19 protein-coding genes are annotated in these 24,817 nt (G+C 58.9%); 14 read left to right on the plus strand and 5 right to left on the minus strand.

Annotated elements, in window-relative coordinates; translation table 11 throughout:
* Positions 1-10: 10 nt before the first annotated feature.
* A complete protein-coding gene (locus tag J0X19_RS05890) occupies positions 11-1,339 on the minus strand; it encodes a cytochrome ubiquinol oxidase subunit I (RefSeq protein ID WP_206982518.1) in 1,329 nt (442 codons plus the stop codon).
* A gap of 406 nt (positions 1,340-1,745) precedes the next feature.
* Here J0X19_RS05890 and J0X19_RS05895 point away from each other — a divergent pair, with 406 nt between their 5' ends.
* A complete protein-coding gene (locus J0X19_RS05895) occupies positions 1,746-4,586 on the plus strand; it encodes a DUF7948 domain-containing protein (protein WP_206982520.1) in 2,841 nt (946 codons plus the stop codon).
* Positions 4,587-4,654: 68 nt separating this feature from the next.
* Here J0X19_RS05895 and J0X19_RS05900 read toward each other — a convergent pair whose 3' ends face one another.
* Entirely contained in the window at positions 4,655-4,930 is a 276-nt protein-coding gene (locus tag J0X19_RS05900; protein ID WP_206982522.1) for an acylphosphatase, read from the minus strand.
* A gap of 206 nt (positions 4,931-5,136) precedes the next feature.
* On the opposite strand from J0X19_RS05900, the gene nagA reads away from it, so the two are divergent.
* Positions 5,137-6,255, plus strand: a complete 1,119-nt coding sequence (gene nagA / locus J0X19_RS05905; RefSeq protein ID WP_206982533.1) for an N-acetylglucosamine-6-phosphate deacetylase — start codon at positions 5,137-5,139, stop codon at positions 6,253-6,255.
* A gap of 26 nt (positions 6,256-6,281) precedes the next feature.
* Here nagA and J0X19_RS05910 read toward each other — a convergent pair whose 3' ends face one another.
* Positions 6,282-7,091 (minus strand): TrmH family RNA methyltransferase, encoded by an 810-nt coding sequence (locus tag J0X19_RS05910; RefSeq protein WP_206982535.1) that lies wholly within the window; start codon positions 7,089-7,091, stop codon positions 6,282-6,284.
* A 215-nt stretch (positions 7,092-7,306) separates the two neighbouring features.
* Between J0X19_RS05910 and J0X19_RS05915 the strand changes: the two genes are divergently transcribed.
* From J0X19_RS05915 to J0X19_RS05945, 8 genes are all read left to right on the plus strand, one after another.
* A complete protein-coding gene (locus tag J0X19_RS05915) occupies positions 7,307-8,794 on the plus strand; it encodes a sensor histidine kinase (protein WP_206982536.1) in 1,488 nt (495 codons plus the stop codon).
* Positions 8,795-8,935: 141 nt separating this feature from the next.
* Positions 8,936-9,346 (plus strand): response regulator, encoded by a 411-nt coding sequence (locus J0X19_RS05920; RefSeq protein ID WP_206982539.1) that lies wholly within the window; start codon positions 8,936-8,938, stop codon positions 9,344-9,346.
* 97 nt (positions 9,347-9,443) lie between these two features.
* A complete protein-coding gene (locus J0X19_RS05925) occupies positions 9,444-10,361 on the plus strand; it encodes a hypothetical protein (RefSeq protein WP_206982541.1) in 918 nt (305 codons plus the stop codon).
* Between the two features lie 538 nt (positions 10,362-10,899).
* Complete coding sequence (locus J0X19_RS05930) at positions 10,900-11,634, plus strand: ferritin-like domain-containing protein (RefSeq protein ID WP_206982543.1); 735 nt, start codon at positions 10,900-10,902, stop codon at positions 11,632-11,634.
* A 44-nt stretch (positions 11,635-11,678) separates the two neighbouring features.
* A complete protein-coding gene (locus J0X19_RS05935) occupies positions 11,679-12,665 on the plus strand; it encodes a ferritin-like domain-containing protein (RefSeq protein ID WP_206982545.1) in 987 nt (328 codons plus the stop codon).
* A 229-nt stretch (positions 12,666-12,894) separates the two neighbouring features.
* Entirely contained in the window at positions 12,895-13,017 is a 123-nt protein-coding gene (locus J0X19_RS24980; RefSeq protein ID WP_257573064.1) for a hypothetical protein, read from the plus strand.
* A gap of 180 nt (positions 13,018-13,197) precedes the next feature.
* Entirely contained in the window at positions 13,198-13,920 is a 723-nt protein-coding gene (locus J0X19_RS05940) for an endonuclease III domain-containing protein (RefSeq protein ID WP_317194754.1), read from the plus strand.
* Between the two features lie 140 nt (positions 13,921-14,060).
* A complete protein-coding gene (locus J0X19_RS05945) occupies positions 14,061-14,261 on the plus strand; it encodes a hypothetical protein (RefSeq protein WP_206982554.1) in 201 nt (66 codons plus the stop codon).
* Between the two features lie 16 nt (positions 14,262-14,277).
* On the opposite strand, the gene J0X19_RS05950 is transcribed toward J0X19_RS05945, so the two are convergent.
* Positions 14,278-15,906: a lipase family alpha/beta hydrolase gene (locus J0X19_RS05950; RefSeq protein ID WP_206982556.1), complete on the minus strand. Its 1,629-nt coding sequence runs from the start codon at positions 15,904-15,906 to the stop codon at positions 14,278-14,280.
* 175 nt (positions 15,907-16,081) lie between these two features.
* Here J0X19_RS05950 and J0X19_RS05955 point away from each other — a divergent pair, with 175 nt between their 5' ends.
* Positions 16,082-16,357 (plus strand): DUF167 domain-containing protein, encoded by a 276-nt coding sequence (locus J0X19_RS05955; protein ID WP_206982557.1) that lies wholly within the window; start codon positions 16,082-16,084, stop codon positions 16,355-16,357.
* 242 nt (positions 16,358-16,599) lie between these two features.
* Positions 16,600-17,394, plus strand: coding sequence for a ZIP family metal transporter (locus tag J0X19_RS05960; RefSeq protein WP_206982558.1), 795 nt, complete (start codon positions 16,600-16,602; stop codon positions 17,392-17,394).
* Positions 17,395-17,637: 243 nt separating this feature from the next.
* On the opposite strand, the gene J0X19_RS05965 is transcribed toward J0X19_RS05960, so the two are convergent.
* Complete coding sequence (locus tag J0X19_RS05965; RefSeq protein WP_206982559.1) at positions 17,638-18,981, minus strand: ammonium transporter; 1,344 nt, start codon at positions 18,979-18,981, stop codon at positions 17,638-17,640.
* A 535-nt stretch (positions 18,982-19,516) separates the two neighbouring features.
* Here J0X19_RS05965 and J0X19_RS05970 point away from each other — a divergent pair.
* Both J0X19_RS05970 and J0X19_RS05975 read left to right on the plus strand, forming a co-directional pair.
* Positions 19,517-19,969: a VanZ family protein gene (locus J0X19_RS05970; RefSeq protein WP_206982560.1), complete on the plus strand. Its 453-nt coding sequence runs from the start codon at positions 19,517-19,519 to the stop codon at positions 19,967-19,969.
* A gap of 444 nt (positions 19,970-20,413) precedes the next feature.
* Positions 20,414-24,760, plus strand: a complete 4,347-nt coding sequence (locus tag J0X19_RS05975; RefSeq protein ID WP_206982561.1) for a DUF2339 domain-containing protein — start codon at positions 20,414-20,416, stop codon at positions 24,758-24,760.
* Positions 24,761-24,817: the final 57 nt, after the last annotated feature.

Consider the following 24,817-nt stretch of genomic DNA (forward strand, 5'->3'; position numbering starts at 1 on the left):
TAAAATGGCGCTAAGCGGCCACCAGCTGCGCGGGCCGGTCGTAGAGTTCTGGCACCATCTTGATTTGGCGGTACAGCAGAAAAATCACCACCAGACTGAGCGACACGTACACCGCCGAAAACAGATAGAACGAGTAAGCTATGCCGGGCATGGGCGTTACGGCGTCGGCGGTGCGCATCACGCCGTTGATAATCCAGGGCTGGCGGCCGACTTCGGTTACGGTCCAGCCGGCTTCCACGGCAATAAAACCGGCGGGCGTGGCAGCCACAAATAGCTTCAAAAGCCAGTTGCTGCGCAACCACTGTTTCTGGCGCCAGATAGCCAGAAAGTAGAGCAGAGACAGCGCCACCATGCCCATGCCCAGCCCCACCATCAGTTGGAATGCTAAGTGCGGTACCAGCACGGGCGGCTGGTCGGCCACCGGAATTCTATCGAGGCCGGTGACTTCCTGCTCGAAGTTTCCGTGCGCCAGAAAGCTCAGCATACCAGGGATTTTGATGGCGTAATCCACCTTTTTGCCCTGTTCATCGGGCAAACCGCCCAGCACCAATGAGGCACGTTTTTCGGTGTGGAAGTGCGCCTCCATAGCTGCTAGCTTGGCTGGCTGGCGGCGGGCAACATCTTTGGCCGAAAAGTCGCCGCTCAGGGGCTGGAGCACGGCCGCCACGGCCGCAAACAAAGCCGCAATCCGGAAGGCGCGGGTATGAAACTGCACGTTGCGCCGCCGCAGAATCATGAGGGCATGCACGCCAGCCACAGCAAAACCAGTGGCCGCAAACGCCGCCAGCGACATGTGGATAGCCTGCGACAACCACGCATCGTTGAACATGGCGCGCATGGGGTCGATGTTTACGTAGTTGCCGTTCACGAAATCGAAGCCGGCAGGGCTGTTCATCCAGGCGTTGGCGGCTACCACCAGAATACCGGAAGCCAAGCCGCTCAGGCCTACTACTACGCCCGTAAACCAGTGAAACCACGGATGAAACCGCCCCCAGCCGTACAGAAAAAAGCCGAGGGCAATGGCTTCAATAAAGAAAGCGGTGCCTTCCAGCGAGAAGGGCATGCCGAAAATCGGGCCGGCGTGCTCCATGAACTTCGGCCACAGCAGGCCCAGCTCAAACGACAGCACCGTGCCCGAAACCGCGCCCGTAGCAAAGAAAATGGCGACGCCTTTGCTCCAGGCTTTGGTTAGGTTTTTATAGTTGGAGTCGCCGGTACGGAGCCATTGGAAGTGCGAAACCGCCATGAAAAACGGCATCACCATACCAATACACGAAAAGATGATGTGGAAGCCCAGCGACAACGCCATTTGCGAGCGGGCAGCAATAAAATCGTCCATCGTACAGGAGTTTTTAATGCGTGAACCACCACCCTGCGGCGGTGGCAACAGCCGGCGCCTGCCTTCAGGCACGGCCTACTCTTACAACCTATCGAAGGTAGTACCCAATCAGGTAGCAAGCCGTGCTTCGGAAGCAATAAAACGGATTAATTGTGCTGGGAGAAGCTTTTTCGGGAGCGGCCAGCGCAATCCGGGCAGTTGTTACGCGTGGCACTTATTGTGCTTCGCGTAGGCGGCCAGCATCCACTTCGCACTGCGTAGTTGGTGCGTAAGTACCCGCCGCGGTTTTATGCCCTAAATACTATTTCGGAATGAAATTTGAGCGACGGTATCCCTTTATCTTTGATACGCTACATCCTTCCCCCCAACTACTATAATCTTCTGGCAATCGGCTAGGACAGTTCCAATGAAAAAACTTCTATTCACGCTTTGGGCCGTGATTATGGGGCTCAGCGCGCATGCCGCTGAGTTGATGGCTCCCCCCTACCAGTTTATTGCCAACAAAGGACAATGGCCAACTCAGGTGCGGTTTGCCGCCGATGTGCCCGGCGGTCGGCTCTTCCTCGAACCAACTGGCTTTTCTTACAATTTGCAGGCGCAGGATGCCGGCCACCACGCCGACGACCCAAACACGCCGCAACTAATCCGGGGGCACTCGTTTCGGACGCGGCTGCTAGGGGCGCAATCGGTAAGCCCGGCAGTAGGTGAGTTGTTGCTGCCAACTTACCACAACTACTTTATTGGCAACCAGCCCAGTGAGTGGGCTACGCAGGTGCCGCTATTCGAGGCGGTGCGTTACCGGCAGCTGTACCCCGGCGTGGATATGGTGTGGCACACGGCCGCTCGCCAGCTGAAGTACGATTACGAGCTAACCCCTGGCACCGACCCCAGCCTAATCCGGCTGCAATACGAAGGCCTCGACGGGCTGGAAGTAGTGAATGGAGCGCTGCAACTGCATACTTCGCTGGGTGTAATTACAGAGCAGGCACCCGTAGCCTGGCAGACTGATGCCAGCGGCCGGCGCCACCCCGTGGAGTGCCACTATGTGCTAACCGGGCAGGAGGTACGGTTTGCCGTGCGCCAGCGCAACCCGCGCTGGGCACTCACCATCGACCCGGCCTTGATATTCAGCACGTATTCCAGCGCCAGCGGGGGGTTATCGGCTAACGTGGCCGCCGCCGACGCGCAGGGCCAGGTGTATACGGCGGGGTACACAATTACTCCTCCTTTTCCCGTTACGGTGGGGGCTTACCAAACGCAAGATCAGGGGGCCGACATTGGGTTGATGAAGCTGAATCCGACGGGTACGGCTCTCTTGTTTGCTACTTATCTGGGAGGTAGCGGCCAGGAGTATCCGCTTGATATGGCCTTTGGCAGCAACCAGGAGCCCATCCTGCTGAACATTTCCAGTGCACTCAACTATCCGCTGCTGCCGAGTGGTGGGTATGACCGAACCAAAGGGGGCAACCAGGATTACGTAATTACCCGCCTCAACACCACCGGTACCCAGCTGCGGGGCTCCACCTATTTGGGCGGCGCCGGCACGGAGGGAGGCTCGCTGTCGTCCAATGCTTCCAGCATTACAGTAGCGCCGAACGGCGACGTGCTGGTGGGTGGCATTACCGGTTCCAGCGACTTTCCTACCCGTAACGGTGTTCAAAACACCCGCCCCAGCAGCACGAGCATCGAAGGGGTTGTGGCCCGGCTGGATGGTGGCCTCAACACGCTCATCTGGTCGACGTACCTGGGGGGCAGCGGGGAAGACCAAATCAATGATATCGTACTGGCTGCCAATGGCTCGCTATACGTGTGCGGCTCCACCAACAGCCCCAATTTTCCGCTGGGAGCAGCCGGCCTCAACCGCGTAACATTTGGCAATACGGATGGCTTCGTGCTGAACCTCAGCGGAACCGGCAATAGCATAGTGAGCGGTACGTACCTGGGCACCACTCAGGCAGATATAGCGCGTTTCGTGGACATTGATGCCAGTGGCCGCATTCTGGTGGCGGGGGCCACGCTGGGGGGCTATCCTACTACCGCGGGAGTGTTTCAGTCGCTCACGGCCACGGGGCGGGTGTTTATTCACTGCCTGAACCCGGCCCTCACGCAAACCGCATTTGCCACTCAAATCGGGCTCAACAACGCTACCACCTTCCTTGACTCCAACTACATTACGGGTTTTGGCATTGATGCCTGCGGCCGGCTGTTGTTCAGTGCCTACACAACCCTGCAACAGGCTCCTCTTTCCACTGATGCGCTACAGCGCAACCCGCGCAGCCTGTACCTGTGCGCGCTGTCGGGTGATGCCAGAACGCTGGTGTACGGCTCCTACTTTGGGGGCCCGCAAGGAGGAGGTTCCAATTTTTCTCAGACGCACCTGCACTTTGCCGCGTCCAACCAGATTACCCGTACCGGCGACCTGTACCATGTGGAATGCACCACTTCCAACCAGTTCCCAACCACGCCTGGCGTATATGCGCCCGCTCGGATAGGCACTTCCAACAATGCGGGCGGCATCTTCAAATTCTCGTTTTCGGGTGGCCTTGCCCCTTTGCGGGCGTCAATAGCCCCGGTACTACCGGGCTGTGCGCCCCACCTCATCCAGTTTACTAACACCAGCATGGGGGGGAGCCACTACCGCTGGAATTTCGGTGATGGTTCTCCCATCGACACTTCTTTTTCCCCTTTGCACAGCTTCGCAACGGCGGGGCGCTACCGAGTACGGCTGGAAGTCCGGCCGCCTGCGCAGTGCAGCAACAACTCCGATACGACCTCTGTGCTGGTAGTGGCTACTACAGCCTTGCCTCCTGTGGTGCACATCGACTCGGTGAAGTGTGGCCAACCTCTTGAGCTTGATGCCCGTGGCACGGGTACTTACTTATGGAATACCGGCCAAACCACCCGCACCATTACTGTATCTGAGCCGGGCAGCTATTCAGTGGCTACCGCTACGCCTGGCCAGTGCATAGCCGAGCAGCGGTTCGAGATAAAGCCTCTGACTTTCCGCCGCCCCCCGAACATCATCACGCCCAACCACGACGACAAAAACGACTACTTCAAGCTGCTGGGGCCGTTGCAGGGTGCTGAGCTGCGCGTGTTCAACCGCTGGGGCAAAGAGGTATTCCACTCCCGCCAGTATGACAACACGTGGCAGGCAGACTCGCAGCCGGCTGGTATATACTACTACCTAGCCACCCGGCCCGAATGTGGCATCACGTACAAAGGCTGGCTGGAAATCACCCGTTAGCCAGCTGTAGCACTGCCGCTTAGCCCTACAAAAAAACTGCGCCACTGGGTGCCTGCTTCGGCTGGCGCTTAGTGGCGCACTTCAAATACGGTGTAGCCCTGTACCTTACCTGGCGCTGCTTCCACCTTGTCGACGCGGGCGGCGGGCGGCCCTTGGTGGCACCAGGCTTCAAGGGCATCCAGGGCTTCGGCGGAGCCTTCGGCTTCAATCGTGACGGTGCCGTTGGGGTTGTTGCGGGCAAAGCCGGTGAGGCCTAGGCGCTGCGCTTCGGTGCGGGTGCTCTGGCGGTAGAATACGCCCTGTACGCGCCCGTGAACTTGGTAGGTGCGGTGTTCGATGGTCATGCAGAAACCGGCTTTTGTAGATGGCAAATCAAACCGCAATGTTGTGGCGGCGTTGTACTCATACGTGGTTTATAGCGGTTGAGGCGTTTATTTGTGGGGCTGACGCCTATCTAGCAGCCTCCCCCGGGTGGTTAGCATCACCTGTTTTCACCTGCAACAGTCATCTGTTGCACAGCATATTTATCCTCCCCCCCATCTAACCTGCTATGCACTACCTGCTTCGCAACTGCACCCTATACACTGGCTCTGCCGTCCTCCAGCAGCATGCGCTGCTGGTTGAAGCCGGGCGCATAGTGGCCGTACTGCCCGAAACGGCGGCGCCTGCCGATGTGCCAACGGTAGACGGCCGCGGCTTAAATGTGGCGCCGGCGCTGCTCGATTTGCAGGTGTATGGTGCCAACGGCCAGCTTTTTTCGGTGCAGCCCAGCCTGGATGTCCTGACTACGCTCACGACCTACGCCTTCCGGCACGGCACTACCGGCTCGTTGGCCACCATGCCCACTAACTCCAGCGCCATGATGCGGACGGCGCTGGAAGTGGGCCGGGACTTTCAGCGGCAGCAGCCTGGCTTGCTGGGGGTTCATCTGGAAGGGCCGTACATCAACCCAGTGAAGAAGGGCGCGCACCAGTTGGAGTTCATTAAAGTGCCTACGGTAGCGGAAATTGAGGAGCTGCTGAAGATTGGGGAAGGCGTGCTGAAGATGATGACCCTGGCGCCCGAAGTAGCCACGCCCGGCGTGGTGGCGCGGCTGCTGGAAGCCGGCGTAGTGCTATCGGCGGGCCACTCGAATGCTACGTATGCGCAGGCGGCAGCGGGTTTCCAAGCGGGTTTCACGGCGGCTACGCACTTGTTCAATGCCATGTCGGCGCTACAGGGGCGGGAGCCGGGGCTGGTGGGGGCCGTGTACGACGCCGAGTCGGCGCACGCCAGCATCATTGCCGACGGCGTGCACTGCGACTTTGCGGCGGTGCGCATCAGCCAGAAAATACTGGGGGAGCGGCTGTTTCTGATTACCGACGCCGTAACCGACAGCCAACAGGGTGCCTACCAGTTCCGCCGCCAAGCCAACCACTACGTAGACACCCAAGGCGTACTGGCGGGGTCGGCTCTTACCTTACCGCTGGCGGTTCGTAACTGCGTGCAGCACGTGGGGTTGCCCTTGCCAGAAGCCTTGCGCATGGCCTCGCTGTACCCGGCCCGCGTACTGGGGCTGGCGCACGAACTGGGCGCGCTGGCGCCCGGCTACCAAGCCGACTTCTGGCTGTTTGATGAGCAGCTACACCCACTTGCCACGGCGCGGGCGGGCGAGTTGCAGTGGCACTAGCGCCACCCCGCCACGATGTTGCCTCCCTATTGCCGCTGGCGCACGGCTTCAAACGTGAGAATGGCCGTGGCAGTGCTGACGTTGAGTGAGTCGATGGCGCCGCGCATGGGAATAATGATGGTATGGTCGCAGGCCTGCATCAGCTCGGGGGTGAGGCCGTCGGCTTCGGTGCCCATCACGAGGGCCGTGGGGCCGCGGAAGTCGCAGGTGGTGTAAGGTACGGCGTGGTCGGTGAGGGCGGCGGCGTAGGTTTGGATGTTGTGCTGCTGGCACCAAGCCAGCAACTCGGCGCGGGTGGTAGCCACCGTGGGCACCGTGAAGCTGCACCCGATGCTGGAGCGGATGGCGTTGGGGTTGTAAAGGTCGGTGCGCGGGTCGCAGACGATAACGGCGGTGGCTTGCGCGGCGTCGGCAGTGCGCAGGATGGCCCCCAGGTTGCCCGGCTTCTCCACCGATTCCAGCACCAGCAGCAGCGGCGCGGCAGGCAGCGGCAGGCTTTCCAGGGTGCGGCGCGGCGGCTGCACCAGTGCCAGCACCCCGTCGGAGCCTTCTCGGTAGGCCACTTTCTCAAACACCGCCTTCGACACCTCAAACCACTCGGTGGTGCCGCTGCCGAGCAGGCCCCGCAGCTCGCGCAGTTGGGTTTCGCCGGCCAGCTCGGGGCACACAAACAGCGCCGTAATACGCACGCCCGCGCCGTGGGCAATGGTTAGCTCGCGGTGCCCTTCCACAATGGTAAGGCCCTGTGCGCGCCGCTCCGACGACTTTTGCTGGAGCTTGAGCAGATTTTTAATGCGCGGGTTCTGGGGGCTGGTAATTGGGTCGGGGGCAGGCATAGCGGCTACTTTACGAAAAGCAAGGGCGGCAGAATGCCCAACAAGGCATCCGTCATCGGGCAGAAAACGGCACTGGCTGCCGCAACAAAGGGCGAAGATACACGCCCGGCTTCCTTCTGAAGGCCTACCGGACTCAAGCCCCCAGGGTTCAGGCTGAACCGTTATCCTTGCGGGTGCGTAAGCGCCTTCACCTTCGTTTCTATGCTTTTGCCTCGATGCGCCTAAAGCTCAACACCAAAATTATCCTGGGCTTTGGCCTTGCTTTGTCGGTTCTGCTGCTTACCTCGCTGGGGGCGTACAAAAGCATTCAGCAGCTTTCTTTCTACACGCGGCAAGTCGAGCACACCAACCAGGTGCTCCAACATACTTCCGACCTGCGCACCAAGATTCGGGATGCGCAAAACGCCGTGCGCAACTACCTGTTGCTCGGCGACGCCACCTACCTCCTGCCCTTCAGCGACGGTTTTCAGGCATCGAAAGAAAACTTCGACTCGCTCCAGCTGCTCGTTCGCGACAACCCCGAACAGCAGGCCCGGCTAGACAGCCTGCGCCGCATGACTGCCAACGAACGGGTTTTTCTGGCGCGGTGGGCCCGGATGGCGCCTTCCCCCTTTACCGCTCGTGACCTGGTACGCGCCGACCAGTACAACCTCAACCAACTGAGAAGGGTGCTTACCCGCATGCGCAGCACCGAGGAAGTGCTACTGCGGGAGCGGATGCAAAACCAGGATTTCTATGAGAATACCACGCCGGTAGCCATTGTGGTAGCGGCGGTGCTGGCTATTGTGATTGTGCTGTGGCTGTTCGTTAAGATTTCCAATGAGCTGAAAGCCAACCAGCGCCTGCAAGTTGAGCTGAGCCGCGTTAATGATGATACGGCGCGCCGCATTGATATTATCGAGGAGCTGGCCGACCGGGTGGTGCAGGGCGACTACACCGTGAAAATCAGGAACGAAGACCAGCAGGACAGCCTCGGCAACCTGGCTACGTCGTTGAACCGCATGACCCAGACGCTGGAAGAGAACTTCACGGCGCTGCAAAACCGCAACAAGGAGCTCGACCAGTTTGCCTACGTAGCCGCCCACGACCTGAAGGCGCCGCTCCGGGGCGTAACCACGGTGGTGAAGTGGATTGAAGACGAGCTAGCCAACGAGCTGAGCGCCCAGATGAGCCAGTATTTGGGCATGATGAAGGGCCGGCTCAACCGACTGGAAGACCTTATTAACGGGCTGCTGGCCTACGCCCGGGCTGGCCGGGCCAACCAGGAGCCCACCGAAGTAAACGTGGATCAGCTGGTGAGCAACGTAGCCGATATGGTAGTACCCAATAACTTCCGGGTGCTGCGCCCCGACCCGCTGCCCACTTTCCTGACCGACCGGCTGGGCCTGGAACAGGTGTTCACCAACCTGATGGGCAATGCCGTGAAGTACCACCACCAGCCCACCGGCACCATCACCATCGGCTGCCACGACGTGGGGCGCTGCTACGAGTTTCGGGTGCAGGACGACGGGCCGGGCATTGCGCCGGAGTATCATGAGAAAATATTTCTGATTTTCCAGACCCTGCGCGACCGGCACACCGCCGAAAGTACCGGCATTGGGCTTAGTATTGTCAAGAAAATCATCGACGAGCAGAAAGGCACCATCCACGTCGAATCGGCCCCCAACCAAGGCACCACGTTCGTTTTCACCTGGCCCAAGTAATTGATTGGATGAGTGGGTGATTGGGTGACCGGATGAATAAAACCTGTCATTTCGCTTAGGCGGCTTGGCCGGTAAGCTCATTCATCCAAACACCCGGTCATCCACTCATTCAATCATTCTCTCATCCAATCTTTCTCTCTTATGCGTTCTGTTCTGCTTGTTGAAGATGATTTTTTTGACACGATGACCGTCAAGAAATCTTTCGAGAAATTCAGTGTGCAGCACCAGCTCTACACGGCGTTCAACGGCCTGGAGGCCCTGGATTTGCTGCTGGGGCAAAACGGCGTGGAGCCCATCCGGCCGCTGCCCGAGGTGATTCTGCTGGACCTGAACATGCCCAAAATGAACGGGCACGAGTTTCTGGCCGAAATCCGCAAGAATCCTGAGCTGGCAAATATTCCGGTGTTCATCACCACTACGTCGGCGCTGGATATGGACCGGCTGAACGCGCAAAACCTGGGCGTGAGCGGCTATATTCTCAAGCCCCTGGACTTCGAGACGTCGGCCGACATGGTGGACAGCATGAGTTTACTGGAAAAGCTGTTAAAATAGCACTGCCGTTGCGCTCCAACTCAAGCAGGATACCAGCCGTTGCTTGTTGGGCGTTACGCTGTTTTCTCCGCACCTTCTTTTAAATCTGTTGCCTGCCATGATGCACCGTTCGGCTTTGTTGTTGGTGGTAAGTGTGGGCTTGGCGCTGCCCGTTGCCACGCAGGCGCAGGAGGCTCCGCGCCAGCTCAATACGCTACCGCCCGCCGCACCAACCCGCCCCGATACCACCCGCCGCGCGGCCCCGCGCCAGCTAGCAGCTCCCCCCGCGCTACCCGATTCGGTGCGGGAGCAGCAACGGCAGCAGCAGGCGGTGCTGCCACCGGCCAATACCACCCGCTACGCCGTAGGGCTGAAAACCGGGCAGGTATACCGGGCCTACGATGTACTGGTGAAGCAGCCGTTGCTGGGCCGCTCGTTTCTGCTCCTTGATGGGCAGCAACGCCTCGACCTGGATGCCGTGCGTTACTACGAAGACGAAACCGGCTTTTATGTGCGCACCACCCTGCCCGGCCGCTCGAAGCGCGAAACCACCCTGCGCCGCGACAAAGTGGGCCGCATCAGCTTGTATTCCATCACCAGCACGCAATACGCCGGTAATGGCTTTGGCGGACCTTTCGGCTATGGCGGCTACGGGCGCTATGGCGGCTTTGGCGGCCCGTATGGCTATGGCGGGCCCATGTACCGCACCACCAAAACCGAGTATTTCAGCAAAGACAACGGCCCGATTGAAGACCTGAGCGTGCGCAATCTGCTGCTGGCCACCGCCGACAACCAAACCTCTACCAACCTGCTGCTGCAAGCCCGCAATTACCAGCGCTACACCACGCTTAGCTACGTAGCCGCCGGGGGCCTGATTATAGCGGGGCTGGCCTCTACGCTCAACTCCAACACCGGCCCCACTATTTCGCCGTTGATCTACGGCAGTATTCCGTTTCTGCTGGTGCCGTTGGTATTGGGTGGCAAAAGCCAGAACAACACGCGGCAAGCCATCAGCATCTACAACCGGGGCCTGTGAGTGCGCGGCCTCCTTTGTTAGTCATCCTGCCGGTGTTACGCTGCTTTACTTCCTAAAGCGCCTTAATGCAGCGCACTGATGTGCCCGGTTGGGTGGCCGTACCAACGTTTAGCTTCTTCTCATGCGGCACTCACCGCAGCTCCTTGCCTTAGCTTGTTGATAGACACAACAAGCTGCAATACGTCTTGTATTTCGGCTTATCGGGTTTACTGCTGAGTTTGCTACACATTAATAGTCCTATTGCCGAGCTTCTGAATCACAGTTGTTCTGCGCCGCCCTTTCTCCCGCTTTTTAAGCTAAAACTAGCTTACAGAAGAGCTTAAAGGGACATATCTGAAAGTGCAGTAGCACATTTCAACGCCGTCCTATAAGAATACGAAGCAAAAATTTTATACACAAAATACAAGAACATAATTGGCTATTGTAGTAAACACGTAATTCCGTACCAATAAACACGTAATTACCCGGTATTGCGCGGCAAAGGCTATAGCACGGGCCGTACATCTGGCATGTTTCACATCTGATGTACCACTTTGCTATGACCAAGCTTCTCCTTCCTCTGGAGCCAGCCGACAAGCTGCCCTCTCCTTCCCGCCGTTCCTTCTTACGCTATACCGGCGCCGGCATGGCCATTACCGGCCTCTTACTGGCCGGCTGCGACGATGACAGTGAAGATGATAACCGCCTCGATGTAGGCTCCGGCGACACGGGCGTGTTGAACTATGCCTACGCGCTTGAGCAGCTGGAAGCCGCTTTTTATGCGCGGGTGAAAACCGGCCAGTACTATGCTGGGGCTAATGCTGCTGAAAAGCAAATCCTTGACGATTTGGCTTTGCACGAGTTGGCACACGCCAATTTCTTTAAGGCGGCCTTGGGTGGCAGTGCCATTAAGGCGCTGGAACCCGAATTTGGGGCTATCAACTTCGACAGCCGGGACGCGGTACTCCAAGCTGCTCAAACGTTCGAGGATTTGGGCGTAGCCGCTTACAACGGCGCTGGCCGTTACATCGAGTCGGCAGCCAACCTAGTTATTGCTGGTAAGATTGTATCAGTGGAAGCCCGGCACGCGGCTCTTATCCGTGATTTGCGCGGCTACAACACCTTTGTGGGTGGCGACGTGGTGGACCTGTTCACCCCGACTTCCGCCACCTCAGCGCCGGGTGCAGGCTCAGGCACGGGCAAAGAGAAGTCGAAGCGGCCCGCCGAAGTGCTGGAAGCGGCCAATCAGTACCTGAAAGAAGGCTCCAAGCTCAGCGCCAGAAGCTTCAACTAAGCCAGCGGCGTTTATTTCCTCATTTTCAAATCGTCTTTGCCATCATGGATTTATTTAAAATTATCACCGAAATCGAGAAGGTTGACCCTGAGATTTACGACCGTCTTGATTCGCGGCGGCGCGTGTTCAAGCACTTTGGGCTGGCTGGCAAAGCTGTAACGGCGGCCATGCTGCCCGGCTTGGTGAGCGGCATTTTTCAGCGCGCCTACGGCCAAACGGCTAGCTTGTCGCCGGATATTGTGGCCGTGCTAAACTTGGCCTTGAGCTTGGAGTATTTGGAATATTACTTCTACGATAGTGGTCTGAAAGCTACTGGCTTGATTCCTAGCGCCGACCGGCCTGCGTTTGAAACCATCCGTAACGACGAGTCCGGCCACATCAAGGTATTGCGGGAGGCGCTGGGTTCCCAGGCCATTGCCGACCCCACTCGCGCCGCCTTCGACTACAGCGGTGGCCGTGGCAGCATGGTTGGTCCCTTTGCCGCAGCTTTGGTGAATGATTACGCTTTGTTTCTGGGCTCGTCGCAGGCCTTCGTAGACACGGGAGTGCGCGCTTACAAAGGGGGCGCTCCTATCCTGATGCCAAACAAAGATTTGCTGGAAGCGGCGCTTAACATCCACTCCGTCGAGGCCCGGCACTCGTCGCACGTACGTACGGTGCGCCGCGGCCTGGCAGCTGGCCAGAGTGGCCAAGGGGCTACCACCATTGCTGGCGACCCAAGCAACTTGAGCGGCAAAACTGGTCGGCCTAAGAGTTGGATTTCGGGTACTGATGGTGGCGGACCTTCCCCCGGAACCACTCCTTCTACAGCTCCGGTATACGGTGCCGGCAACCCCGCTACGGGTGCGCCTACGGCCATCTTCTTCCCCGCTGAAAGCAACACCACACAAGCCGGAGTTGATATTACCACCAACACGGCCGGCATTACGCCCGCTGCCGCCTCCGAAGCTTTTGATGAGCCCCTGGATGCAGCTACGGTGAAAAGCATTGCGCGCAATTTTGTGGTAGCTTCTTCGGCATTGTTCACCTAAGATGCTGGCTCCTGCCCGCTAGTTCTGGCTAGCAGCACTCAACGGCCTCAGCCTTTCGCGCCCTACAGAGCGCAGGGTTGAGGCCTTTTGCTGCTCAATATTTTTAAAATTCTCTGTTAACCATAGTTTCCGTGCTGTATAGGCAGGTATACCAGTTGCTATACCCGCCTGCGGCAACAAAACCCGGTACGCCCCATAGCTGGCGCCACATCAGCATACCAACGCAGCCGTGGCCACCAGCACTGATGGCTGCATGGGGCAATTGCAAGGCCGCCTCGGTGCTGGTTTGATGCTAAGTGGCAGCCACCCGCACCGCCCCCGCACCGGCGACGGTGGAGTTGTTCTGCGCTAGAATAGTACACAGGCTCAATTAGAAACTAAAGCCACCAACGGCGGCTCAACTACCTTTGCCCTCCCTTGACTACGGAGGGCAACTAGCTTTTTAGGTTTAACGCTGAATAGCTGCCGGAATCTGTGCACCGTAAGCTGGGCCTACTGGCAACTGGCAACCGGCATTCTCGTAGCAACAGGTGTGCCTACCACCAAAGCCCCCGATACCACCTTTGAGAGCCGCCAAGAGAAGGCGCTGCTGGTTCATGCCCGCTTGTGCGCGGAATACGGGGCGCCATTTCCATTCTTCAGTACCAAAGACCCGCTGAGCGAATTGATTAGCGCCCTGCTTTCCCACCGCACCCGTAACCAGGATTCGCACCGCGCCTATCAGCAGTTGGTGGCCCGCTTCCCGACCTGGGAGCTGGTGCGCGACGCCCCCACCGAGGACGTGCAGGCCGCCATCAGCCCCTGCACCTGGCCCGAGCAGAAAGCCCCCCGCATCCAAGCCGTGCTACGCGAAATAAGTGAGCGGTGTGGTGGCCCCTGCGACCTGGCGTTTCTGGCCGACAAATCGGTGAAAGAAGCGCGGGCCTGGCTGGAATCCATATCCGGGGTGGGGCCTAAAACCAGCGCCGCCGTGCTGCTATTCAGCAAGCTGCGCATTGCCGCCATGCCCGTTGATAGTCACCATCACCGCGTGGCCCAACGCCTGGGCCTCATCGGGCCGAAAGTGGGCGAAGGTGCCGCGCACGCCCTGCTCGAAGCGCTGCTACCGCCCGATTGGGACGCCCAGCAGGTGTACGACCACCACGAGGCGTTTATGTATCACGGCCAGAAGTGCTGCTACTTCCACACGCCGGCCTGCGGCCGGTGCGTGGTGCTGGATCAGTGCCCGTTCGGGCAGGAACGAGTGAAGCAGTAATGCCTCCTGTGCGCCCCGTGAGCTGGTGCTAGGGCAGTAGCCAAGAGGGCGTAGGGCCATTGCGGATGAGCGAAAAGTCAGTAGCCACGTATGTATGGCCAAATTCGTTGAACCGGTCACTTCACACCAATCCTTTTGCAATGAAAACGACTTACGGCGTACCAGCTTTGCTATCCTTTTTCATCCCCGGCCTGGGGCAGCTCATCAAAGGTCAGATTCTGAAGGCATTTCTGATTTGGGCTGTAGGTGGGGTTGTGGGCTTTTTGCTGGCCTGGACTTTCGTGGTGCCTTTCGTTATCTGGGCCTGGAACGTGTACGATGCCTACAACGACCCTGCTTAATTAGAGTGACAACGCATCAATCCTGCACCGAAGCATCGGGCCAGGGGCTGGCTCGTAGCTGCACGTAGCCATCGAGGGAGCCGGTACCCCGCAAATTGAATTGGTACAGCGCCTGGGTATCGTTCGTATCATCGTCAGTAACAGGTACCGACGTCCAGACGGTGCCGGCATCAGACAGCCAGCGGTATTCCACCACCGTGAGCTTGCCGGGCGTTTGGGCATCAGTCAGGCGCAGCTCCACCGATTCGCCGTAAATCGGGCGCTCCGGGTAGCTCCTATCGAAGAGAAACCCATCTTTCACCCGGAACTCCACCACCCGAAACGCCAGCAGAAAGTGCAGGCTCGGGTCGCCGGCGCGGGCCAGGCTGGAGTTCAGAAACGCAGTATGGAGCTTGAGCTGGGTACCGGCATTCAGGGCGTTGCGGTTGAGGCGGATGGCGTTTTCGCAGGGATTCTGGGCCCGGTGATGCAGGAAAGCCCCCGTGCCCCGCACCGAAAGCTTGAACTCGAAATCGTAGAACACCTCCACATTCTTGTCGGGGGCGGGCGTGTGCACTTGCAGGCCCCCCAGGCAGATATCCACTTTCACATCGCCAAACAAGAACCGCTGAATGTTCTCGAAGCTTTCGTAGCTGTTCACAATCCCCCGGTTGCCGGAATGGGCGCGGTGTACGTTGGCCGTGAAAGCCCGGTTGGCGTCCTCGTAGTCGCCGTAGGTGGGGCGCGGGCCAGCCACCACGTAAGCCCGGTCTTGGCGCACGAGGCCATCGGAGTAAGCCCCCGTAACATTGCGTACGGAACCGTACGAGGCATAATCGGAGCCGATGATGCTTAAGCACCGCTTGATAGGAAAGTTGCTTTCGCCGAGGCTGTGCACGTCGTACACGTAGTCTTTTTTGTTTTTCTTGCTGGCAGCATTGGACTTTTCCAGGTTCAGGTATTGGCGCATCCGGGGCTCCTGAAAAATATTGGCATCGAAGGGGTTTAGCGCCTGCACAATGGCCTGTTCCAGAAAATCGGGCACCCGGCCCAAGTCGATGCCACGGTGGGGCGTACCCATGGTTACCAAGCGGTGTACCACATCTTTGGCGGCTCGTTTTCGCTCGTTGGGCAGAATGTTCTGGAGCATGCACCGGCTCACCAGCCCGCCCATGGAGTGCGCAATCAAGATAACTTTGTAGCCGGTGAGCGGGTCGGTGGGGTTGCCGGTAGAAGCTCGCAGCTGCGCAGGAATAACGGTCAGGATCAAATCGGCCAGCTCGCGGGCGTGGTCTTCAATGGTGCGCGTCTGGCCACTGATAAAGTCCTGGTCGTAGAAGCGCGACACCCAGATACTGCGCTCCGGGTGGTCGGCCGCTTTCAGCCCTTCGTTCACGGAATCGAGGTAGCGGTACTGGTCGAGCTTCATGAACCGAATCAGCTGCCCCTCGAAAATGTCGGCTACTTGCCGGTTGTTGCCGGGCGCGTTAAGCGGGTCGCCGGGCACGGCCGGCGCCTGCCGCTTCTCCACCGACGTAGCCGAGAAGCCGTAGTAGCCGTCGTGAAACACTTCCTCCCGCTCGCCGGGCGTCATGGCATAGCCCCGCACGTATACAATGGGGTAGTAAGGCGGCGCAAACTGGATGAGTTTGGTTTTATCGGGCATCGGGCGGGAGTTTTAGAAGTGGAACAAAAGCTGGCGAGCCTTGGGCGGCCCGCCTAGTGGCCAGAGTTGCCAGTGGCTTTCACAGGTCATAAAGCCGTTCTAGATTAAGCGGGGTATCCAGCACATAGCGCAATCTTTGTCGCGTCGTTAGTTCAATCAGTCAGCTGTTTTCATTGTGCCCGTTTTTCTGCACCTCAAGGCCAAGCCCAACGCCCGCGCCAATCAGCTGCTGCTTGCACCTGATGGCACCCTAACGGTACGCCTGAAAGCCCCCGCTCAGGATGGCAAGGCCAATGCCTGTCTGGTGGCTTATCTGGCGCAGGTATTTGGCGTGAGTAAATCGGCGGTGGTCTTGCTTAGTGGCCATACAACTCCGTTCAAGAAGGTGGAAATCAACGGTGTGGAGGAAAATACCTTTCAGGCTGTGCTGCAACAAGTAGCTGCCCGATAAGCATTTCAGCTTAATTTCCTGGCTTCTGTTTCCTGCGTACAGGCATGTGTAGGTGAAAGGAACAGCGTCCAAGGAGTTATTAAATATAGTATAATATATATTTTACAAATACCTCACTCAATAAATTTTCTTAGCCTGACCATCAGCTTGTTGCGGCCTTACTGAACAGTAAGCAGCTAGCTATTTTGCCGAGGCGCTGCGTATAAGCGGGCACACTATTTCTGGTGCTTATTCTTCTATCCATGGCGTTTCCTACTTGGGCAGTAGCTGGTTTCTGGGGGCTTGTATCGGGGTCGGCGCTGCTGCTGGGCGCGGCGCTGGGGTATTTTGCCAAGGTGCCGCAGCGGCTTATTGCGGCGGTTATGGCGTTTGGCAGCGGGGTCCTGATTTCCACGCTTTCATTGGAGCTGATGGAGGAAGCCTACCGCAAAGGTGGACTGCCGGCCACGGCCCTGGGCTTTGTGGGAGGGGCAGCGGCTTACACGCTGGCCAACTGGCTGCTGGCTCGCTACGGGGCCAAGCACCGCAAACGCTCCGGTGAGCACCAAAGCCAGGAGCGCACCGCCGTGCAGCAAGGCGAAACCAGCGGCAACGATGCGGGCGACGACAATGGCTTGGCGCTAGCCATTGGAGCGCTGCTCGACGGCATTCCGGAAAGTATTGTGATTGGGCTGAGCATGCTGGCCGGCGGAGCCGTGAGCATGGTGGCCGTGGTGGCCATCTTCCTGTCCAACCTGCCCGAAGGCCTTTCAAGCGCGGCGGGCATGAAGAAAGCCGGCCGCTCGGCTCGTTATGTATTTCTGCTCTGGGCCGGCATTGCCCTGATTTCGGGTGTGTCGTCGCTGTTGGGCTACACCCTGTTCAGCGGTTTTTCCGACGAGGTAGTTGCCGCCACCATGGCCGTATCGGCCGGCGCCGTGCTAGCCATGATTGCCGACACCATGATTCCGGAGGCGTTTGAAGTAGCCCACAATTTTACCGGCCTGATTACGGTTATCGGCTTTCTGGTTTCCTTCTTCCTCAGCAAGATGGATTAGCGGCGAGGTGGTGAAATGGTGAGGTGGTGAGGTGGTGAGTTGGCTGTCTGAGCCGCGCAACTGGTGCCAGCCGAACATCAAACTCACCACCTCACCATTTTACCACCTCACCACCTCTACCGCCCGGGCATGAAAAAGCCGTCAGATCCCCCATCTGACGGCTTTTTCTCCCCTGTCTCCCCCTCACTCAACCGCTCCGGTGCCGTACCCACTCCTCAGGCACTGCTGGCACACAAGAGGTACTTAGGCGCTTTCCTTTACCAGGTCTTTGCGGTAAGTGCGCTCGAAATCTTCATCAATGTGGTAGGTGGATTCTTCGTGCTGGCTTAGGTCGAGGCCCAGCTTTTCCTCCTGGGGTTTCACGCGCAGGCCAAACACTCGGTCGGTGAGCTTGAGCAGTAGCCAGGAACCCACAAACGAATACGCTACCACAATCAGCAGCCCCAGCACATGGTAGCCAAATACGGTGGCAGAGCCGTGTACCAAGCCTACTTTATCGGCGAAAACACCCGTGAGCAGCATGCCCACAATGCCCCCCAGCCCGTGGCAGGGAAATACATCCAGCGTGTCATCAATAGTAGTGCGGCTGTTCTGCCAGTGCACGGCAGCGTAGCTAATCAGACTGCCCACTACGCCAATCAGCAGGCTTTGGCCATACGTAACGTAGCCGGCCGCCGGCGTAATAGCCACCAGCCCTACCACCGCCCCAATGCATACCCCCATGGCCGTAGGCTTGCCACCCCGCACCAAGTCGGCCAGCATCCAGGCGACCAGCGCCGCGCCAGAGGCCAAGTTGGTATTCACGAAAGCTGACACGGCCAACTCGTTGGCCCCCAGCGCCGAACCAGCATTGAAGCCGAACCACCCGAACCACAGCAGCCCCGTACCAAGCAACACGTAGGGCACGTTTGGCGTCGAGAAAACGGTGTTGGTGAGGTGCGTAGCGCGGCGGCCCAGCACCGTGGCCCCCGCTAAGGCAGCCACTCCCGCCGAAATGTGCACCACCGTGCCGCCCGCAAAGTCGAGCACGCCCCACTTGTGCAGGAAACCCTCGGGGTGCCAGGTCCAGTGGGCCAGCGGGCAGTAAATCAGTAGGCAAAACAGCACCATGAATGCCAGATAGCCTTTGAAACGGACCCGCTCAGCAAACGACCCCGTAATCAGGGCCGGCGTGATGATGGCAAACTTCAGCTGAAACGCGAAGTAGAGGACAAACGGAATGGTAGCGGCAAAGGCCGGATTAGGCGCCGTGCCTACGTTGCGCAGCATAATAAATGTGAGCGGGTTGCCAATAAGGCCGTGCCAGGAGTCGCCGTAGGCCAGCGAGAACCCCACAAAGTAGAACAGCACCGTAATAACGCCCATGGCCACGAAGCTTTGCAGCATGGTACTGATAACGTTTTTGGGCCGCACCATCCCGCCGTAGAAAAACGACAAGCCGGGCGTCATCAGCAGTACCAAAGCCGTAGCAGTCAGCATCCAGGCCACATCGGCGCCGTTGATGGAGCCGGCAGCTGCTACCGGGTGCGGTACATCAACAAAGGCCGCTACCGCCGTCAAGACGACGAGGGTGACTAAGGAAAACATACTTAAGCTGGTTAACCTTTTGGAAGCAGAATCCATAGCATATTTCTCGTTTACACCTTCTTTTCGAAAGGCAAAATAGACAGAATCAATGTAAATTCTGCACTACCCCCTTACTTTTTCATGCCACTGCCTCGCAAACATCTTATTTTACTCTTCTACTACCTTCAAATACTAACAGGCGTTAGTTGGAGTTATGGGGTATGGTTACTGTTCCAGCTATGGACTCGAAGGACGATTGGTTGCCACTGCTCAGGTGGTGGCAAGCGGTGCAGCAACTGCCGTACTGCTTCAACTCCCTACCTGATTCAACTCCTATTCACACAGCCCAAAACCCCTGAAATTTTATTGGCGTAATTTTGCGGCTTGCCCACGCTATGCTATTGCGGTTTCACAAACGGTGTGGCGGCTGGCTCCTGCCGGTCCGGCGGCGACTGGCCCGACACCTGAGAAAAGCTGCCGGACCGGCACACATACCGTTTGCGAAACTGCTCTATACCAAACTCTTATTTATTGATTGCCACCTAACGGAAGATTAATGAAAGCACTAAAATGGTTTCTCTCAGCACTTTACTTTTCACTGCTCACCTACATTGTTTTCTTTGCCAGGAGAAGGGAGCAACTTGTTTGGCACGATGATTTTTTGAATCTGGTGCCTTTTGTTCACACCATCCAAGGCTACCATCAGTTGCACTATATGCCCCCAAGGGGTCAGTGGGACTTTTTCACCAACCTATTCGGCAATGTGGTGCTGTTTATGCCGCTGCCGTTTATCCTTATTGTTCTGTTCAGAATCACCAACAAATACACGATTATCCTGCTCGGGGCGGGCCTGAGCATTGCCATTGAGCTAACGCAGTACATTTTTCAAATTGGCATCCCCGACATTGATGATGTGCTGCTTAATACCGGCGGGGTAGTGGCGGGCCTTGTTTGCTGGCTGGTTATATTCAGAGTGAAATTTTTACGCCGGGTGATGTTTGCTTATTAGTAGCTTCAGGCACCTTCAGGAGGTACTTACAGCGCGAGTTTCCCATTTGGGAAGCTCGCGTTTTTCGTTTGCTGCTGTTGCCAACTGCCCTGCCAACAGCAACGCGCCCATTCGTTATTCAACACATGATGGCTCCGCTCTTCGCTTTAAGGATGATGCCCGGAGCAACACGTCCTATTCCGTTGCTATAGTCACTCGGTCTACCTGATTGGTAAGTGTTTGCTGCCATGGTGTTTGGGGGGGTAGAAAAGCCACGTTCGTATATTTTGTGTAAAATTTTGTCATTCACTTGCGCTGTATTTAAATAACAATCTGTAAGTTCCGGTCCCTATGCTATTGCAGGGTGTTGGTCGCCGCTCTTATGCTACCCGCCGCGCCCGCCCTGCGCCATTATCGGCCGCTTGACGGCGGCCACTTTGTGTTTTATTCTTAACCATTACCGGTATGGAAACTACCCTGCTGATGCTGGCCGCTATTGTTGGCGGTTTGCTGTATCAGGCCTTTACCAAACACGTGCGGGAGCTGAGCCAGCGCCTGCAAAAGCGCGAGGACGAGCACCTGGCCCTCTCCTTAACCGTAGAACGCCTACGCCAGGAGCTGCACCAACTCAAGGCAACCACCCACCCCGAACCGCTGCAACCAGCGGAAGCGCCCGCGCCAGTGGCTCCGCCGCCGCCCGTGGTAGCCGCTCCTCCTCCCGCGCTGGAGTGGTATCGGTCGGAGGTGCCCGCCTCTTCGCAGCCGGTTGCTCCGCCCGCTCCTGCCCCGCCCGTTCTGGAAACGCCCACAATAGCACCCACCGCTCCCGTAGCCCCAGCTCCAACTCCGGAGCCCGCTCCGGTACCCGCGCCGCCAATAGCGCCACTCACCACAGAGGCCCCTACCCCGCCCTCCTCTCCTGCCCCCGCCGAAGCACCAACTCCGGCTGCTCCTAAAGCTGCTCCGGCGCCAGCGCCGCGGCCACTGCCGGCCCCGGCCATTGCCCAGCGCCAAGCGCCACGGCACATTCCTGCTCCTGTGCCTGCCGCCCCGGCAGGCCCTACGTGGTGGGACCGGGTGGAACAGCTCTTTCTCGATAACTGGACGGGTATTCTGGGGGCGGTAGTACTCGTGACGGGTATCGGGTTTCTGGGCGTGTACACAGCGCTGCGGGTTAGCGCGCCGGTACGCTTCGGGATGATTACCGCCTTTGCCGCAGCGTTACTGGGGCTACATTATTACCTGAAGCCCAAGCCTTTTGCGGCACAGCTGCACGTGTGGCTGCAAAGCAGCGCGGCGGCGGTGTTTCTGTTTGCCTGCGTGGGGGCCGTACGTGTGCCGGGGTTGCAATGGGTGGAAGCCCCGTTTAGCTACCTGCTGCTCCTGGCTGGGGTGGCCGCCAACCTATGGCTGGCCTGGGACGCCAGCCGTGAGGCCGTAGCCACGCTGCACGGCGTATTGAGCTTGGTGGCCCTGGCCGTGCTGCCGCACGATTTGCTGACGTTGGCCGCAGCGGCGGGCGTTACGGCGTTCAGTATTGCCATTACCTACCGCCAGCGCTGGAAATACCAGCTCTTGCTGAGCATCGTCAGCTTTTTCGTTTTCCATCAGTACTGGCACTACTCCCTGGTAGCCCTGGCGCCGCCGGCAAATTTTGTGCGGCTGGGTGCTATGGCGCTGGTGCTGCTGGTGGGGGTGGCCGCGGCCGTGGTGCAATACCGGAAGGTGTACGCCAGCGTGCGGTTTGATGCGCTGCTGTTTGCGGCTCACCTCCTCAACTGGACCTGCCTGGGCATCAACCTGTACCAGTACAGCACCGGCTCGCCTTGGAAAACCATACCGCTGGGCCTTGGTGCCTTGCTCACGTTCTGGGTGGCCCGGCAGGCGCGGCAGTTGGGCATTCGGTGGCTGTTCCGCACCGACAGCATTATTTCCTTGATGCTGGGCTTGTTCACGGCCTTCTCTTTGCAGGGCTGGCACGCTACGGGCACGTTGGTATTGCTGTTTATGCTGCTCGAAACGCTGCTGGTGGCTTTCATTATGGCCCGGGAGCGGGAAACCGTCGTGTTTCAGGTGGCTTCGGCCGGGGCACTGCTGGCTGGCGTGGGCCTGCTGGTTCTGAACATTTCGCAAATCACGAATTACACGCCCACTGAGCTACACCGCAACGCCTTTTTGCTGCTGCTGGCCGGCTGGTTGGGGGCCGGCTACTACCGCTTGGTAGAACGCCAAGGGCTACTCGGCCACCCCGATGATACCAGCGGCCAAGAGCTCTACCGAGGCTTCGGGGGCTTGGTTGGGGCGTTGTATTTGGGCGGCGCGGCGCTGCTGATGCAGGCACTATTCGGGGTTTCGAGGCCACCGGTAGCCGGGCTGCTAGGCGGTACGGTAGCAGCAGCCGGAGCTGTTTTCGGAGTGGCCTGGTGGCTGCGTTCCGCCAAAGGGTGGTTTCGCACCATGCACTTGCTGTGTGGCCAGGCATTGCTACTCGTGGCTATTCTGGGGCTGCACAAACTGGGGCTGGTATGGCCGGCCGTGGCTATGGTGCTGTATCTGGAAAGCCTGCTGCTAGCCGGTGTTTTAGGTTGCAGCAACGAGCTACCCACCTATCGTACGCTGCTCGTAACGGCGGTACTTAGCGGGGGCTGGCTGCTGCTGGCCACTACCACGCTGGCACTACGCCTCACCGGCCCCGAGCTGCACCGCAACATCCTGCTACTGTTGCTGCCTGCCTTCGGCAGCTCCGTTGCCCTGCACTTGGTGAGTCGTCTGCCGCAGCTGGCTTCATTGCTGTTTGAGCCCAACGACCGGAGCCTACTCACCGGCCTACGGGTGATAACCGGCGTGTTTTACTTAGGGGCGGCGCTGTTGTTTACGCAAGCCCTGTTTGACATCGATATGCCCCCGGTAATGGCCCTGGTTGGGGGCGCAGCGGCCACGGCGGGCGGCCTGTTTGGGCTGGCCTGGTGGATGCGCGGCAGCCCCGGCTGGTTCCGGCCGTTGCATTTGCTGCTGGGGCAAGTTTTGTTGGCCATAGCCCTGCTGGGTTTGCACGAAGCTGGCCTCTCCTGGCCCGCCACGCTCACGTTGCTCTACCTCGAAACCCTGGCCCTCACGCTCCTGCTGGCCCGTTGCCAAGAGTGGCTGGTGTACCGGGTGCTGTTTTATAGCGCAGTAGTGCTGGCGGCGGGTTTGATGCCGCTGGTGTATCGTACTAGTTCGGGCTTACTGCCTGACGCGCTGCGTGCCTTGCTGCTAACGGGCGCTGCGCTGGCTACAGTGGGCGCCCAAGGGTTGCTGCACCGCTGGCAGGCGCCGGTGCTCGATGCCGTGCCGCTCTCCTACAACCCCTTGTACCGGCTGCGGGTGCTGGGCACAGTAGCAGGCCTGCTGTTGCTGGCCGCGGGCGGCCTGGTGTACGAGCATACCTGGGCGGGTTGGGCATTGGCCGGACTAGGGGCTACTCTGTTGCTGCTCCGCAAACACGTAACCGTGCCGGGGTTGTGGCTGGGAATACTGCTGCTGAGTATAGGTTACCACGGCCTGCAATGGAGCCACGTCCTTCCAATTGGCACTTCGTTCCGGCCGGTGGCAATGCTGGTGTACTTGCTGCCACTGTTGCTGCTGTCGGGGGCGGGGCTGTTTTGCTCGTGGTGGGAAGGCCAGCAGCAGCATGTGCGCTGGCCGTGGCTGTATCTGCTGGGTTTGCACGCTATACTAGCCGTTTGGGTGGCGTTTGCACCGCGCCTCGAAGCCATACCCGTACTGCTCTGGATACTGCTGGCCGTTGTGGCTGCTACCACCGCTCGTACAGTACGCCAGCGCCTGACCACCGCCGAAGCCTTGGCGCGCCACGGTCACCCCGACCGGTTTCTGCTGCACATCACCTACGCCTTGCTGGCGCTGGCACTGTTCGGCCACCTCGACTTGCTAGCAGCTCATCCTACCGAGTTGCTGCTGGGCTTGCCTGCCCGGCGGTTTACGGCGGCGGCTCTGGTGCTGGCGCTGGCAGGCTTTGCAGGGCAGCGCCGCCCCACTACCGAACCGCTGTATCGTTCCACGCAGTACCTACAACCCATTTTGCCAGAGCTAACGCTGCTTTTCTCGGCCTTCACCCTGTGGTGGGAAGTAGCCACGGATTGGCAATCCGTACTCTGGATAGCCACGGCCTTGGTACTCACTGTAGGCGGCCAATACCTGCCGTACCGGCTGCGGCGGCTGCAAGTGTACGGGGTGTTCTTCTTCGGCGCGGCGGTGGTGTGGAGCAGCTACGTGGCCCTGGTATATATCGAGCCGGGCCAGCTCCTGACGGCCCGCTGGCTGGCCACCGCCGCCACCGTAGGGTTGCTGTTCGTGTATGCCGCCGTAGCTTTCAATAAGCCGCCGCTAGCCCCCGCCGAAGCCTACTGGCCGGCGTGGCTGGCTCCGCTGGCTGGCCTCGGCCAACTCTCTTTGCCGGTGCTTGTCCCCACGTTGCTCTACCCCTCATTCGTGGCGCTCATGGTGCTGCTGGTGCAGTCCTTCGACCACTCGGTGCTGACCGTACTGCTGATGCTGGAAGTAATGGCCGCCTTTATCAGTAGCCTGATGCTGCGCCGCCAAGATTTGCGCTATGCGTCACTGGTGGGTCTGGTAGCGTGCTTAGCCCGACTGGGTCTTTATGATCTGAAGCAGAGCGGCACCATCACCCGCGCCATTGTCTTCATCCTGATGGGGCTGCTCTTACTGGCCGTAAATGCGCTGTACGCCCGCTTCAAAGGTCGTTTTGCTACCGCAACAACAGCCAACGAATCGGAAGAACACTTGGAGTAGTGGCCTCACCCCCCGGCCCCCTCTCCCGTGGAGAGGGGGCTGTAGGGCCTCACCCCC

The sequence above is a fragment of the Hymenobacter telluris genome (genome assembly GCF_017313265.1).
In the GTDB taxonomy this organism is placed as follows: domain Bacteria; phylum Bacteroidota; class Bacteroidia; order Cytophagales; family Hymenobacteraceae; genus Hymenobacter; species Hymenobacter telluris.

Bases quoted from the DNA above. Each gene is read 5' to 3' on its own strand.
- J0X19_RS05915 (WP_206982536.1), top strand. From the start codon at position 7,307: ATGCGCCTAAAGCTCAACACCAAAATTATCCTGGGCTTTGGCCTTGCT.
- J0X19_RS05965 (WP_206982559.1), bottom strand. From the start codon at position 18,981: ATGTTTTCCTTAGTCACCCTCGTCGTCTTGACGGCGGTAGCGGCCTTT.
- J0X19_RS05950 (WP_206982556.1), bottom strand. From the start codon at position 15,906: ATGCCCGATAAAACCAAACTCATCCAGTTTGCGCCGCCTTACTACCCC.
- J0X19_RS05895 (WP_206982520.1), top strand. From the start codon at position 1,746: ATGAAAAAACTTCTATTCACGCTTTGGGCCGTGATTATGGGGCTCAGC.
- J0X19_RS05910 (WP_206982535.1), bottom strand. From the start codon at position 7,091: ATGCCTGCCCCCGACCCAATTACCAGCCCCCAGAACCCGCGCATTAAA.
- J0X19_RS05975 (WP_206982561.1), top strand. From the start codon at position 20,414: ATGGAAACTACCCTGCTGATGCTGGCCGCTATTGTTGGCGGTTTGCTG.
- nagA (WP_206982533.1), top strand. From the start codon at position 5,137: ATGCACTACCTGCTTCGCAACTGCACCCTATACACTGGCTCTGCCGTC.
- J0X19_RS05890 (WP_206982518.1), bottom strand. From the start codon at position 1,339: ATGGACGATTTTATTGCTGCCCGCTCGCAAATGGCGTTGTCGCTGGGC.
- J0X19_RS05900 (WP_206982522.1), bottom strand. From the start codon at position 4,930: ATGACCATCGAACACCGCACCTACCAAGTTCACGGGCGCGTACAGGGC.
- J0X19_RS05920 (WP_206982539.1), top strand. From the start codon at position 8,936: ATGCGTTCTGTTCTGCTTGTTGAAGATGATTTTTTTGACACGATGACC.
- J0X19_RS05945 (WP_206982554.1), top strand. From the start codon at position 14,061: ATGAAAACGACTTACGGCGTACCAGCTTTGCTATCCTTTTTCATCCCC.
- J0X19_RS05930 (WP_206982543.1), top strand. From the start codon at position 10,900: ATGACCAAGCTTCTCCTTCCTCTGGAGCCAGCCGACAAGCTGCCCTCT.
- J0X19_RS05935 (WP_206982545.1), top strand. From the start codon at position 11,679: ATGGATTTATTTAAAATTATCACCGAAATCGAGAAGGTTGACCCTGAG.
- J0X19_RS05925 (WP_206982541.1), top strand. From the start codon at position 9,444: ATGATGCACCGTTCGGCTTTGTTGTTGGTGGTAAGTGTGGGCTTGGCG.
- J0X19_RS05970 (WP_206982560.1), top strand. From the start codon at position 19,517: ATGAAAGCACTAAAATGGTTTCTCTCAGCACTTTACTTTTCACTGCTC.
- J0X19_RS05960 (WP_206982558.1), top strand. From the start codon at position 16,600: ATGGCGTTTCCTACTTGGGCAGTAGCTGGTTTCTGGGGGCTTGTATCG.